Raw genomic sequence first — 13,105 nt, 5'->3', positions numbered from 1 at the left:
CCCTGCTACTTGGTGGTGGTGATATCGAAATCGGCGCCCAGGCCGGCGAGTTTTTCGGTGAAGCGCTCGTAGCCGCGGTTGATGATGTCAATGCCCGTGACCCGGGAAGTTCCCGTGGCTGCCAACGCGGCAATGAGATGGCTGAAGCCGCCGCGGAGGTCAGGGATGTCGATCTCGGTTCCGCGCAGCGGCGTGGGTCCGGAAATGACTGCCGAATGGAGGAAGTTGCGCTGGCCGAAACGGCACGGAACGCTGCCCAAGCACTCGCGGTGCACCTGGATGTTGGCACCCATGCGCGCCAGGGCGTCGGTGAAGCCAAAGCGGTTCTCGTAGACGGTCTCATGCACGATGGACACGCCTTCGGCCTGCGTCAGCGCCACCACGAGCGGCTGCTGCCAGTCGGTCATGAAGCCGGGGTGGACGTCCGTTTCCAGCACCAAGGGCGTGAGCTTTCCGCCGGGGTGGTAGAAGCGGATGCCGTCGTCGCCGATGTCCATTCCGCCGCCCACCTTGCGGTAGGTGTTCAGGAACGTCATCATGTCCCGCTGCGAGGCGCCTTCGACGAAGATGTCGCCACGGGTGACCAGCGCGGCTGAAGCCCACGACGCCGATTCGTTGCGGTCCGCGAGGGCGCGGTGGTTGTAGCCGCGAAGGTCCTTGACGCCCTCAATGCGGATGGTGCGGTCCGTCTGGACGCTGATGATGGCGCCCATCTTCTGCAGCACGGCAATGAGGTCGATGACCTCCGGTTCGGTGGCTGCACCGGAGAGTTCGGTGATGCCCTCCGCGCGCGTGGCGCTGAGCAGCACCTGTTCCGTGGCACCAACCGAGGGATACGGCAGCGAGATCTTGGCGCCATGGAGGCCATGCGGAGCGGAGATGTGGATGCCACCAGGGCGCTTTTCCACGACTGCGCCGAACTGGCGCAACACGTTCAGGTGGTAATCGATGGGGCGGTCGCCGATCTTGCAGCCGCCAAGGTCCGGAATGAACGCCTCACCGATCGCGTGGATCAGCGGCCCGCACAGCAGGATCGGGATCCGGGAATCCCCGGCGTGCGCATCGATGGCCGTGCTGGATGCCGTCTTGGCGTCCTTGGGGTCCAGCGTCAGGTCGCCCGTCGCGGCGTCCTTGGCCACGGTAACGCCGTGGAGCTGCAGGAGGCTGGTGACAACCTCCACGTCCTTGATCTCCGGCACGTTCCGCAGCACGGACGGCTCGCTGCCCAGCAGCGCCGCAACCATGGCCTTGGGTACAAGGTTCTTGGCCCCGCGCACGGTCACTCGTCCAGTCAAAGGGACCCCACCGCGGATTGTCAGAACACTACTCATCTATACCGGTTTCCTCACGACTACTCGCCCCCCATACTTTCAAAGGCTCCAGCTAAGCATAGAAGCTCGCGTTACCGAACCGAAATGCAACGGCTGCGCGGCGGGGATATCCCCGGCCTTGCGTGGGCCCATGAAAAAAGACCGGCAAGCCCTTCGGAAAGGGCTGTCCGGTCTTCTTTCGGGGTGTAAACCCACCCCTGGCGCTTGCCGCGCAGGCTTTAGCTTTTTGCGGGAAGCGTCGTCGGCTTGAAGGATGGCCGGGTGGCCTCGTACGCCGTGATGTCTTCTTCGTGCTGCAGGGTCAGGCCGATGTCGTCGAGGCCTTCCAGGAGGCGCCAACGGGTGTAGTCGTCAATCTCGAACGGTGCCACGACATTGCCGCATTCCACCGTCTTGGATACCAGATCCACCTTCACTTCGGCGCCCGGGCTGTTCTCCAGGACCTTCCAGATGAGTTCGATGTCGTCCTGGGCCACTTGGGCGGCCAGGAGGCCCTGCTTCCCGGAGTTGCCGCGGAAGATATCGGCGAAGCGGGAGGACAGGACGGCCTTGAAACCGTAATCCTTGAGCGCCCATACAGCGTGTTCGCGCGAGGATCCCGTACCGAAGTCCGGCCCGGCCACCAACACGGAGCCGGACGCGAAGGGCTCCTGGTTCAGGATGAAGGACTCATCCTTGCGCCATGCCGCAAACAAGGCGTCCTCAAACCCGGTACGGGTGATGCGCTTGAGGTACACAGCAGGGATGATCTGGTCCGTGTCCACGTTGCTCTGGCGCAGCGGGACGCCGATGCCGGTGTGGGTAGTGAATGCTTCCATGGGAATCCTCCTAGACTGCGGTTCCGGTCAATGTGCCTGCAGAGGCCGGTTCAAGGTCCGACGGCGAGCTCAAGGTGCCGCGGACAGCTGTGGCTGCAGCCACTACGGGAGAGACCAAGTGGGTTCGGCCGCCCTTGCCCTGCCGGCCTTCGAAGTTGCGGTTGGACGTTGATGCGCACCGCTCCCCCGGCTCCAGCTGGTCCGGGTTCATGCCCAAGCACATGGAGCAACCGGCGAAGCGCCACTCGGCACCGAAGTCCTTGAACACTTTGTCCAGGCCCATGGCTTCGGCTTCCAGGCGGACACGGGCGGAACCGGGAACCACCAGCATGCGCACGTTCGGGTCCTTCTCACGACCGCGGATGATGTCCGCAGCCGCGCTCAGGTCCTCGATGCGCGAGTTGGTGCAGGAGCCCAGGAATACCGTGTCCACGCGGATGTCCTTCATGGGGGTTCCAGCTTCGAGCCCCATGTACGTCAGCGCGCGTTCTGCGGCGAGTTTGGCGTTCTCGTCGCCGAAGTCCTCGGGAGAGGGAACCTTGGCGGAGAGGGACACGCCCTGGCCCGGGTTGGTTCCCCAGGTCACGAACGGTTCCAGCGTGTTGGCGTCCAGGTCCACCTCTACGTCGAACGTGGCGTCCTCATCGGTGTGGAGCGTGTTCCAGTATTCGACGGCGGCATCCCAGTCGGCGCCTTCCGGCGCGTGGGGACGGCCCTGCATGTAGTCGTAGGTGGTCTGGTCCGGAGCCACCATGCCGGCGCGTGCACCGGCCTCGATGGACATGTTGCAGATGGTCATGCGGGCATCCATGGACAGTGCGCGGATGGCGGAACCACGGTACTCCAGGACGTAACCCTGGCCACCGCCGGTACCGATCTTGGCAATGACGGCGAGGATGATGTCCTTGGCCGTGACACCGGGGCGCAGGGTGCCCTCGACGTTGATGGCCATGGTCTTGAACGGCTTCAGGGACAGCGTCTGGGTGGCCATGACGTGCTCCACCTCGGAGGTGCCGATACCCATGGCCAACGCACCGAAAGCGCCGTGCGTGGAGGTGTGCGAGTCGCCGCAGACCACTGTCATGCCGGGCTGCGTCAGGCCGAGCTGTGGGCCGACGACGTGCACGATGCCCTGTTCCTTGTCGCCCAGGGAGTGCAGGCGGACACCGAACTCCTTGCAGTTGGCGCGCAGCGTCTCGATCTGCGTCCGGCTGGTGAGGTCCGCGATCGGCTTGTCGATGTCCAGAGTGGGGGTGTTGTGGTCCTCGGTGGCGATGGTGAGGTCCACGCGGCGCAGCTTGCGGCCGGCCAGGCGCAGGCCCTCGAAGGCCTGCGGGGACGTCACCTCGTGGACCAGGTGCAGGTCGATGAAAAGAAGATCGGGCTGGGCATTGGCTCCTTCGCCTTCACCCTTGCGCACAACATGCGCGTCCCAGACTTTCTCGGCCAGTGTCTTTCCCACGGCCTGCTCCCTTCACTGTTGGTTGTTCTGCATCCACTGAATCAGCACGGCTGCCAAATAGACCAGTGAAACAACTTGCATCTCAGATATTGAGACGGCAATATCATTACATGGACAATTCTAGTGGAGTCGGTGTCATTGATAAAGCGGCCCAGGTACTGGACGCGCTCGAGGCAGGGCCCACCACGCTTGCACAACTCGTGGCCGCCACGGGCCTGGCCAGGCCCACGGTCCATCGGCTCGCGCTGGCCCTGGTCCACCACCGTTTGGTGAGCCGCGATATTCAAGGACGGTTCGTCCTCGGCAGCCGCCTTGTGGAACTCGCCTCGGCCGCGGGCGAAGACCGGCTCATCGCCTCCGCCGGTCCCGTGCTGATCCAACTCCGCGATGCCACCGGCGAAAGCGCCCAGATCTTCCGCAGGCAAGGCGACTGGCGCGTGTGCGTCGCCTCGGCCGAACGCCCCATCGGTCTTCGGGACACCATCCCGGTGGGAACGCAATTGTCCATGAAGGCCGGCTCCGCCGCCCAAGTGCTGCTGGCGTGGGAAGACCACGACCGTCTCCTTGAAGGACTGCAGAACGCGCGGTTTACGCCCACCGTCCTTGCTGGAGTACGACGCCGGGGCTGGGGTCAGAGCCTCGGCGAACGCGAGCCCGGGGTCGCCTCGGTTTCGGCTCCGGTCCGCGGGCCGTCCGGCCGCGTCATTGCCGCCGTGTCCATCTCGGGACCGATCGAGCGCCTCACCCGACAGCCGGGCCGGCTTCACGCCGAAGTGGTGTGCAATGCGGCCCGGGTCCTCACCGAAGCCCTGCGCAAAAGCAACGACTGACCGACGGAAGGGTGGTCCCATGGAGAATTACGCTGTGTTCCTGCGCGGCATCAACGTGGGTGGCATCAACATCAAGATGGCGGACCTCAAGTCAGCCCTGAAGGACCAACCCTTTTCCCAGGTGAAGACACTGCTGGCCAGCGGCAACGTTGTACTGCAGAGCGGACTGACGCCGGCGAAAGTGAAGTCCGGCTTCGAAAAGTGCCTGCGGGACTCGTTCGGCTATGACGCTTGGGTGGTGGTGCTCACGGCAGGCCGCGTGGGCGAACTGGTGGCCGCCTGCCCGTATCCCGCTGACGACAAATCCACCCATAGCTATGTCACTCTGGCTTCCGACGCGGCAATGCTGGATGAACTCGTGGAGGCGGGCCACGCCTTGGACAGTGTGGAGCTGACCAGGCTGGGCCCTGAAGCCTTGGCTTGGCTGGCACCAGCCGGTGGAACGCTGGACAGTCCATTCAGCAAACTCACGGCCAAGGCCCGCTACAAGGCAGGAACCACCACCCGCAACCTTCGCACCTTGATCAAAGTCAGGGACGCCGCAACGTCACTCTGACGCCCCGGAACGGATCCTCGGCGTCAGCCGCCCCGCGCTGCCTTCAGTGCAGCATTGAAGGCCTCCAGGCGGGTAATTTCCACCTCCACCGGTTCAACGATGTGCTCTTCTGCCACGAGCCCCACCGCGGCCCGCAGCCGCCTGGAAGCTCCCTTGGCGCGGACCCGGGCAGCTCCGGCGCCCAACATCCGCCCGCCAAGGGCCAGCACCACTCCGAACAACACTCCTCCGGCGACCATGAGCGTGGGCCAGGGCCAGCCTTCCGTCCTGGGGACCTCGGGGATGGGCAACTGGAAATAGCCCAGGGCCGCCATGACGCCCAGCCAGGCAAGGCCACCGACGGCCAACAGCAGGGCAAGCCACTGGAAAGCGTTGAAGAGTGCCCACCAAAGGGGGCGCCTGGACGCCTTGAGGTCCGTACCCGCAATGGCCTGGTCCAAGGCATCCGGCAGCTGTTCCCGCCCGTCCCGGGCAACGCCACGAATGGCCGCCCGCCACGGTCCGGGAGCGCCCGCCGAAGCGTCATCCACGAACGCCCTGACGGCTGCGTCCGTTCGGGCCCGCCCCGGCGCCCCGGCGGGTGGAAGCGAGGTCCTGTTCAGTTCCGGTTTGGCGTCGTCCCTGCCCAGGTTCAGCCGTCGCAGTGGATCGGGACGGAACCGGAGAAGCCACCGCGTCACGGGCCAGCCGGTCCTGCGTGCCGATTGCCGCTTGAAGGACCGCTCGACGGCGTGCACCACCAGGGGAACATTCGCCGCTGTGGCCAGCTCTGCAACCAAGTGTGCTTTCGCTTGTGATGAGACACCGTGGGCTTCCCCGTCGCCGGAAACCTCCGCGAGGCCGGAGGCCGCCCTGGCCACGTCAGCCGAGAGCCGCTGGGTGGCAGCCTCCCGCTGGACCACGACGTTTCTGATGGCTCCGCGGACGGCCGCGACGCCGTCGCCCGTCACAGCAGAGGTGCCGAAAACCGGCACGCCGGCCAGGCCATCCTGCTCCAGGATTCCCCGCAGCGAATCCACCACGGCGTTCCCATCCGCAGCGTTGAGTTTGTCCATCTGGTTAAGGACAACCAGGGTCACGGCACCGTGGGTGGCCATGGGACGCAGGAAGCCGTGGTGAACGGCGGCATCGGCATACTTCTGGGGATCCAGTACCCACACCAGGACGTCCACCATGCCCGCGAGGCGCTCGACCAGCTGGCGGTTCTCCACGGTGGTGGAGTCGATGTCCGGCAAGTCGAGCAGGATCAGGCCGGCCTCGCCTCCAGCGAAGTCCGCGACCTCCGGCAGCGCATGCCGGTCACGCACGTCCAGCCAGTCCAGGAGCGGCCCGCTGCCTTCTTCACCCCACACCGCGGCCAGCGGCGCTGACGTAGTGGGCCTGCGTGCCGCCGCCGTGGCGAGGTTGCTGCCCGAGACAGCGTTGAAGAGTGAGGACTTCCCGCTGCCGGTCGCACCGAAGAACCCAACCACGGTATGCCCGGTCGACAGGGAGCGCCGCGAGGCAGCACGGTCCAGGACGTCGTAAACCGCCTCCAGCTGGGCATCGGCCAGGACTCCAGCCGCCAATTCCCGGGCAGTATTGAGGGAATCCAACCGCTCCTGAAGCCTGGATGCCGAGCGGACCTGGGAGTGACGGCTCATGCCACGCCCGCCAGCCGGCGCAACTCCCCGGCATGGCCGAGGAGCTTGCTGCCATCCCCCTGGCCTTCCGCCGGCAGCCGGTCCAGGAACCGCTTCTCTTCGCCATCGAGCAACCGTTGGCAGTGCGCTTGCAGGTCCTCGCGGGCTTGCCGGGCCAAGCGGCGCACGGCATCTTCGCCGAAGACAGCCTCGAGCACGCGTTGGCCCACCACCGCCGTGCCGCCCGCTATGCCGATCTCAAGGCCACTCAACCCCGCCGTCATGGAAAAGACCACCACCATGAGCGCTGCCCCCAGTCCATTCACGCCAAAAGACAACCACCGCGCCTGCGTGCGTTTGCCCTGGCCCTGCGTGCGGATCAGCTCCATGAGGCCTTCCTGCCATTGGCGTATTGCCGCGGCGGCCACGGCATCAAACCCGGGCGACGTGCCGGAAAGATCGTCCCCGCCCAGCAGCTGCCGCCCGGCCGGCTCGGAACGCCACCTTCTGTCCACGTTCTCCGCGGCATTGGCTGCCTCGTCCAGGATCACCGCTTGCAGTCCTGACTCGATCGCAGTCTCCACCTTGACGGCCGGGGCAGGTTCGCCGCGGAAATAGGCGCCCACGCGGTCCCGCAGCCGGCCGATGTTCTGCTCCAGAGTCCTGAAGAATTCGCCTGTTCCCACGAAATCCTGCCAGCGTGCCAGCACCTCGCCCCGCAGTAACGCCCCGTCCTTGGTGGCATCCAGGATCCTCCTGAGCGCCGCGGCATACTCGTCGTTGGCCGTGGCACGGAGGTCTTGCGCAGCGGCCTCCTGTGCGGTTGCCGCGGCGGCAATCCCCTCCAGCCGGGTGCTCACCGCTTTGACGGCACCGTTGAGCGTGCGCCTGGCGACGTCGGCACGGCCGGCCGCGTCGGCAGCCAGGGCCACCAGCCACCGCTGCAAGGGTTCCACCGATTCACCGGGCAGCATGCCCAAGCCGTCCAAGGCACTCTCCCGCACAACAAACAGCTGTGCTTCGCCGAGTCCTTGACGTTCCAGCATTGCCTGCAGATCGGTCCTGACTTCCTCCTCCGCCGCTGGCGGCACGCGGTCCAGAACCACAGCCACGGTGATGTCCCGCGAAGCTGCATCCAGAAGCAGCCGCCAGGGAACGGCGTCGGCATAGCGGTTGGCAGTGGTGACAAAAATCCAAAGGTCTGCTGCGGCCAGCAATTGGCCGGCCAGCCGGCGGTTGTCATCAGAAACCGAATCGACGTCCGGGGCGTCCAGGATGGCTATCCCCTGCGGTACATCCTGGTGTGCCACGAGGACCAGCGAGGTCAGGGCGCCGGCGTCCGGTGTGGGCCCGGCCTGGTTGGCGGGGAGCGGAACCACGGCAACGCTCCCGCGGATCCGGGCCAGCGTGGGGAGAATGCGGGTGCCTTCGAACCACTCGGCGTCCCGGGGGTTGTGCAGGAGAATCGGCTGGCGCGTGGTGGGCCTGATCGCCCCCGCGCGCGTCACTGGATAACCCACCAAGGCGTTCACAAGGGTCGACTTGCCGGCACCGGTCGACCCGCCAACCACTGCCAGCAGGGGAGCGTCCAGGCTGCGGTAACGGGGAATGATGTAGTCATCCAACTGAGCCAGGACCTCGGCTATCCATCTGCGCCCCTCCCCGGCCTCGGGAAGCGCCAAGGGCAGGGTGGTACCGGAAAGATCGGCCCGTGCGGTTTCGAGGGCATGCACCGCACCGTCAAACGAATTTCCGGAATGAGGGCCGGTCCGCGGCTGTGGGGAATCCTGGTCTGCGGTCACTGCTTCATCATGCCAGCCCTGTGCCGGGGATAGGTTGGAAGCAGGGGCCATTGTGGAAAAAAGAAATCCCCCGGAGCGCTGCTCCGGGGGATTCATGTGTGACCCCAGCGGGATTCGAACCCGCGTTACCGCCGTGAGAGGGCGGCGTACTAGGCCGCTATACGATGGGGCCCTGCACTTTTCTATCACCGTTTCCGGCGATCAAGCTGAATGAGTATTTCATACTTTCAGCTTGTTTCCAAATCGACGAATCAATTCGGATTCTCCATGAATTCCAGTAAATTTTTACTGCAATTCCAGAGCTGGGATACCAGGACTCGAACCTAGAATGACGGTACCAGAAACCGTAGTGTTGCCAATTACACCATATCCCAAAGTGACTTTCGGACCGGAGATGATCACCGCGGTTTTCCCTTGGTTTTTCCCTCCGTGCCCCTCAGCACGAGTAATTACTCTACCCGAGACTTTTGACCTGCACAAATCGGAAGAGCGTTACCTGCGTCACAGGGTCCTACGTCCGTGCAGACGCCTCGAGCAGCAGACCGGACAGGGAATCAACCTGGCGTCCGGCAAAGTCCTCCACGACTTCCCCGGTGCGGTTCAGCCATACTCCCACCAGGCCCGCATCGCATGCTCCGTCAGCGTCCAGCAAGCGGTTATCGCCGACGTACAAGGTCTCCCCTGGCGTTGTCCCCAGCAGGCGAACCCCTTCGAGGTAAATGGCGGGATCGGGTTTTGCGGCGCCAACGGTGTCCGTCCCCACGAGGACCTTGATCCTCTCCAGGCCGGCACCGTTCAGCTTGGCTCGCTGGTAGTCGTGCACGTTGTTGCTTACGGCACCGTAGGGAACGCCGGCGGCATCCAGGGCATCCAGTACGCCGGAAACATCGTCGAATGCCCGCACGTAGGCCGTCTGCCGCTGGTGGTATTCGGCAACCCACGCCTGGGATTCCTCGCCTTCGGCAAGCTCCACCCCGAAGTGACCCAAAGCAGCGCGTCCCCGGAGCAGCCTCTGCTCGTTGAAGGTCAGTTCCCCCGCCAGGTAGCGGTCGTAGAAGTGCGTTGTTTCATGGGTGAAAATGCGTCCGAACTTCACCCACCCGGCCTGGTCCAGGCCGGGCAGGAGATGTTCGCTGACGTCACGCAACGCCGTGGTCATGGCGTACTCAAGGTCCACCAGGGTGTCGTCGATATCGAACAGCACCCCGCGAATGGTGCCGAAAGAGCTTGCAATCGCCATGCCGGATCCGTCCCTAGCCGCGGAAAGCGCGGACCCGGGCCAAGGAGGAGTCCTTGCCAAGGATGACCATGGATTCGAAGAGCGGAGGCGAAATGCGGCGACCGGATATCGCGGTACGGACAGGGCCGAAGGCCGCACGGGGCTTGATGCCAAGATCTTCAACCAGTGCCTGCTTGAGCGCGGCCTGGATGTTCTCGGCGGTCCACTCCCCGATCGGCTCCAAGGCGGCGAGGGCAGCGTCCAGGACTTCCTCAAGGTTTGCCGGCAATCCCTTGCGCGCGTCATCGGCGACGTCGATCGCGTCATCGGCCTTGAACAGGAAGGCCAGCATTTCAGGTGCTTCGCCGAGCAAGGCGATCCGTTCCTGGACCAGCGGAGCAGCTTCCCGGAGGATCTCTTCCTGGCGCGGTGTCAGGATCTCACCCACGAAACCGGCTGCACGAAGGTAGGGAACCAGGCGCTCTTCGAACACCCCGGGCGCAAGCATGCGGACGTGGGTGCCGTTGATGGCTTCTGCCTTCTTGAGGTCGAAGCGCGCCGGGTTGCCAAGGACATCATGGATGTCGAAGTTGGCCACAAGCTGCTCAACCGTGAAGATGTCCTCGTCCGCACTGAGCGACCAGCCCAGCAGCGACAGGTAGTTCAGGAGGCCCTCGGGGATGAAGCCCCGCTCGCGGTGCAGGAACAGGCTGGACTCGGGGTCACGCTTGGACAGCTTCTTGTTGCCCTGGCCCATGACGTACGGCAGGTGCCCGAACTGTGGCATGTACTCGGCCACGCCGATGGCGTACAGGGCCCGGTACAGGGCGATCTGGCGGGGCGTCGAGCTCAGCAGGTCCTCGCCGCGGAGCACGTGCGTGATGCCCATGAGGGCGTCATCCACGGGGTTCACCAGGGTGTAGAGCGGAGCACCGTTGGCGCGCACCACGGCGAAGTCGGGAACCGAGCCTGCCTTGAACGTGATGTCCCCGCGCACCAGGTCCGTGAAGGTGATGTCCTCATCCGGCATGCGCAGGCGCAGGACTGCCTCACGGCCCTCCGCCTTGAACTGGGCGAGCTGCTCCTCGGTCAGGTGGCGGTCGAAGCCGTCGTAGCCGAGCTTCGGGTCGCGGCCTGCAGCCTTGTGCCGGGCTTCGATTTCATCCGGCGTGGAGTACGACTCATAGACGTGTCCGCCCGCCTTCAGCTTGGCGATGACGTCCTGGTAAATATCACCGCGCTGTGACTGGCGGTAGGGCTCATGCGGTCCGCCTACCTCAACCCCTTCGTCCCAGTTGATACCCAGCCACTTCAAGGCGTCCAACAACTGGTGGTAGCTCTCCTCGCTGTCGCGGGCGGCGTCCGTGTCTTCGATGCGGAAGATCAGCTTGCCGCCGGTGTGGCGGGCATAGGCCCAGTTGAAAAGGGCGGTGCGGATCAGGCCGACGTGCGGCGTACCCGTGGGCGAAGGGCAGAAACGGACGCGGACCGGAGTCTCGGCGTTGACGGCAGGGATGGCGCTGGAGGCAGCGTTCGACGCAGAAGCAGTAGTCATAGTGCTTCCAACTTTACCGCTTGGCGTCCGCCTGTTTTTCCCTCCGGAAGCGCCCGACGGAGGCACTCAGGCGAGTGCCTCCGTCGTCGGGCCGTTCGGAAGACCGGCTTGGTCAGCGGCGGACAACGGGGTTGGAGAGGCGGCCCAACCCTTCGATCTCCACCTCGATGCGGTCCCCCTCGGAAACCAGGCCAACGCCCGCCGGCGTGCCGGTCATGATGACGTCGCCGGGAAGCAGCGTGAAGGCGTGGGAAACGATCGAGACGAGTTCGCGAACGCCCCGGATCATCTGCGTGGTGTTGCCATCCTGGCGCAGTTCGCCGTTGAGGCGTGCCTGAATGTCAACGTCGTCGGGATCGAGTTCGGTTTCGATCCAGGGGCCAAGCGGAGCCGACGTGTCGAAGCCCTTGGCGCGTGCCCACTGGAGGTCAGTCTTCTGGACGTCGCGGGCGGTGAGATCGTTGCCGCAGGTGTAGCCAAAGATCACGTCGTCGGCCCGCTCTTCCGGGACGTCCTTGCAGATGCGGCCGATCACGACACACAGCTCGGCTTCGAAGGAAATCTCCTCGGAGAACTCCGGCAGGACGATCGGATCGTTGGGGCCGATCACCGCAGTGTTGGGCTTGAGGAACAGCAACGGGTACTGCGGCACCTCGTTGCCCAGTTCCGCGGCGTGCTCGGCGAAGTTCCTGCCGACCCCGATGACCTTGCTGCGCGGGATGATCGGGGCCAGCAGCCTCACATCCTCAAGCTTGTGCTTGGTGTGGGTGGGCTCGACGCCATTGAAGAACGGGTCGCCGTTGATGACAGTGATTTCCTCACTGCCGGGCTCGCCGTCCACGACGCCGTAAAGGGGATCAGAATCAACTACAAACCGGGCGATACGCATGGGCTCAAGCCTACAGTCCGGCGAGGCGCTTTCAGCCGCGCAGGTAATCCAACTGCGCGGCCACCGACGTTTCAGCCACCCAGCGGACAGAAGGATCGACGTCGGCGTAAACCACGTCGGTGACTTGGGCGATGGTCGCTTGTTGGCCAACGCGGGCCAGGGCGGCGCGGATCTGGTCAAGGCGCTGCTCGCGGTGGTCACGGTACTCGCGGCACTTTTCATCGAGCGCCGGCAACACCGGGCCATGCGCGGGAAGGAGCGTTGCCGGGCCGAGCGCTTCAAGCCGGTCCAGGCTTGCCAGGTAATCGCCCAGCCGCCCATCCGGATAGTCCAGGACGGTGGTTCCGCGGCCCAGGATGGTGTCGCCGGTGAGGACCGATCCTGTGGGGCCATCGGCAGGGAGATGGAAGCATACCGAATCGGAGGTGTGGCCGGGTGTGGCAAGGACGCGGATCTCCACCCCGCCGGCATAAATCACCTCGCCATCCGTGAGCGGCTCCCCTCCGTGGCAGTGCTCCACCATGGCTGCCCGCACGGGAGCTCCCGTCAGCTCGTGGAAACGCGCCGACGCCTCGGTATGGTCTGCGTGGCGGTGCGTAATCAGGACCACGTCCACATGACCCGCCGAAGCCAGCGCGGCCAGGTGCGGCCCATCCTCCGGCCCCGGGTCGACGACAGCCACATGGCCGGATCCCGGGGCGCCGATGACGTAGGAGTTGGTGCCGTCGAGGCTCATCGGGCCGGGGTTCGGGGCCAGCCGGAACCTCGTCAGCTCGCTGCTTTGCTGGAAGTGCGGTCGGGGCTGGGCAGAGGACCCGGTGTGCAGTGCGTCTTCGGAAGTCACTGTCCTATCTTGGCACCCCTCCGACGCTCTCTCACCAAATACCCCCTTCCGCCCGACGCTCTCTCACCAAATACCCCCTTCCGCCCGACGCTCTCTCACCAAATACCCCCTTCCGCCCGACGCTCTCTCACTCAAAAGGCGCGCGTGAGAGAGCGTTCCACGAAACAGGCGACTCGA

The 13,105-nt window shown here is 65.0% G+C and carries 11 protein-coding genes and 2 tRNA genes; 2 read left to right on the top strand and 11 right to left on the bottom strand.

Going from position 1 to position 13,105, the window contains the following annotated elements; translation table 11 throughout:
* Positions 1-5: 5 nt before the first annotated feature.
* From murA to leuC, 3 genes are all read right to left on the bottom strand, one after another.
* Positions 6-1,331, bottom strand: coding sequence for a UDP-N-acetylglucosamine 1-carboxyvinyltransferase (gene murA / locus ACIQTZ_RS02350; RefSeq protein WP_387436059.1), 1,326 nt, complete (start codon positions 1,329-1,331; stop codon positions 6-8).
* Between the two features lie 218 nt (positions 1,332-1,549).
* Positions 1,550-2,149: a 3-isopropylmalate dehydratase small subunit gene (leuD, locus tag ACIQTZ_RS02345; RefSeq protein ID WP_400330433.1), complete on the bottom strand. Its 600-nt coding sequence runs from the start codon at positions 2,147-2,149 to the stop codon at positions 1,550-1,552.
* A gap of 10 nt (positions 2,150-2,159) precedes the next feature.
* The gene (leuC, locus tag ACIQTZ_RS02340; RefSeq protein WP_400330431.1) at positions 2,160-3,611 is read right to left on the bottom strand and encodes a 3-isopropylmalate dehydratase large subunit; all 1,452 of its coding nucleotides are present in this window, start codon (positions 3,609-3,611) and stop codon (positions 2,160-2,162) included.
* Positions 3,612-3,721: 110 nt separating this feature from the next.
* Between leuC and ACIQTZ_RS02335 the strand changes: the two genes are divergently transcribed.
* Together ACIQTZ_RS02335 and ACIQTZ_RS02330 are read left to right on the top strand one after the other, a co-directional pair.
* Positions 3,722-4,441, top strand: coding sequence for an IclR family transcriptional regulator (locus ACIQTZ_RS02335; RefSeq protein WP_243541036.1), 720 nt, complete (start codon positions 3,722-3,724; stop codon positions 4,439-4,441).
* Positions 4,442-4,460: 19 nt separating this feature from the next.
* Positions 4,461-4,997: a DUF1697 domain-containing protein gene (locus tag ACIQTZ_RS02330; protein WP_400330429.1), complete on the top strand. Its 537-nt coding sequence runs from the start codon at positions 4,461-4,463 to the stop codon at positions 4,995-4,997.
* 23 nt (positions 4,998-5,020) lie between these two features.
* Here the strand turns inward: ACIQTZ_RS02330 and ACIQTZ_RS02325 are convergent, their stop codons facing one another.
* The 8 genes from ACIQTZ_RS02325 to ACIQTZ_RS02290 form a co-directional block, all read right to left on the bottom strand.
* Complete coding sequence (locus tag ACIQTZ_RS02325) at positions 5,021-6,640, bottom strand: GTPase (RefSeq protein ID WP_402977160.1); 1,620 nt, start codon at positions 6,638-6,640, stop codon at positions 5,021-5,023.
* A complete protein-coding gene (locus tag ACIQTZ_RS02320; RefSeq protein ID WP_402977157.1) occupies positions 6,637-8,421 on the bottom strand; it encodes a dynamin family protein in 1,785 nt (594 codons plus the stop codon). Before ACIQTZ_RS02320 ends, ACIQTZ_RS02325 begins: the two co-directional genes overlap by 4 nt.
* A gap of 99 nt (positions 8,422-8,520) precedes the next feature.
* Positions 8,521-8,593: transfer RNA gene (locus tag ACIQTZ_RS02315), tRNA-Glu, on the bottom strand.
* Positions 8,594-8,723: 130 nt separating this feature from the next.
* A tRNA-Gln gene (locus tag ACIQTZ_RS02310) sits at positions 8,724-8,795 on the bottom strand.
* Positions 8,796-8,932: 137 nt separating this feature from the next.
* Positions 8,933-9,661 (bottom strand): HAD family hydrolase, encoded by a 729-nt coding sequence (locus ACIQTZ_RS02305; RefSeq protein ID WP_400330424.1) that lies wholly within the window; start codon positions 9,659-9,661, stop codon positions 8,933-8,935.
* 13 nt (positions 9,662-9,674) lie between these two features.
* Positions 9,675-11,195, bottom strand: a complete 1,521-nt coding sequence (gltX, locus tag ACIQTZ_RS02300) for a glutamate--tRNA ligase (RefSeq protein WP_402943240.1) — start codon at positions 11,193-11,195, stop codon at positions 9,675-9,677.
* A 112-nt stretch (positions 11,196-11,307) separates the two neighbouring features.
* Positions 11,308-12,084, bottom strand: a complete 777-nt coding sequence (locus ACIQTZ_RS02295) for a fumarylacetoacetate hydrolase family protein (protein WP_400330420.1) — start codon at positions 12,082-12,084, stop codon at positions 11,308-11,310.
* A gap of 31 nt (positions 12,085-12,115) precedes the next feature.
* Complete coding sequence (locus ACIQTZ_RS02290; RefSeq protein WP_402977153.1) at positions 12,116-12,928, bottom strand: MBL fold metallo-hydrolase; 813 nt, start codon at positions 12,926-12,928, stop codon at positions 12,116-12,118.
* Positions 12,929-13,105: the final 177 nt, after the last annotated feature.

Origin of the sequence: Paenarthrobacter sp. NPDC090520, assembly GCF_044769205.1 — a bacterium.
Taxonomy (GTDB): Bacteria; Actinomycetota; Actinomycetes; order Actinomycetales; family Micrococcaceae; genus Arthrobacter.
The sequence above is the reverse complement of the archived record's forward strand: the minus strand, read 5'-3'. Positions and strand labels throughout refer to the sequence as shown.

What these genes read in the sequence shown, in the direction of transcription:
- gltX (WP_402943240.1), bottom strand. Translation starts at nt 11,195, where the DNA reads ATGACTACTGCTTCTGCGTCGAACGCTGCCTCCAGCGCCATCCCTGCC.
- ACIQTZ_RS02325 (WP_402977160.1), bottom strand. Translation starts at nt 6,640, where the DNA reads ATGAGCCGTCACTCCCAGGTCCGCTCGGCATCCAGGCTTCAGGAGCGG.
- murA (WP_387436059.1), bottom strand. Translation starts at nt 1,331, where the DNA reads ATGAGTAGTGTTCTGACAATCCGCGGTGGGGTCCCTTTGACTGGACGA.
- ACIQTZ_RS02330 (WP_400330429.1), top strand. Translation starts at nt 4,461, where the DNA reads ATGGAGAATTACGCTGTGTTCCTGCGCGGCATCAACGTGGGTGGCATC.
- ACIQTZ_RS02295 (WP_400330420.1), bottom strand. Translation starts at nt 12,084, where the DNA reads ATGCGTATCGCCCGGTTTGTAGTTGATTCTGATCCCCTTTACGGCGTC.
- ACIQTZ_RS02305 (WP_400330424.1), bottom strand. Translation starts at nt 9,661, where the DNA reads ATGGCGATTGCAAGCTCTTTCGGCACCATTCGCGGGGTGCTGTTCGAT.
- leuD (WP_400330433.1), bottom strand. Translation starts at nt 2,149, where the DNA reads ATGGAAGCATTCACTACCCACACCGGCATCGGCGTCCCGCTGCGCCAG.
- ACIQTZ_RS02335 (WP_243541036.1), top strand. Translation starts at nt 3,722, where the DNA reads ATGGACAATTCTAGTGGAGTCGGTGTCATTGATAAAGCGGCCCAGGTA.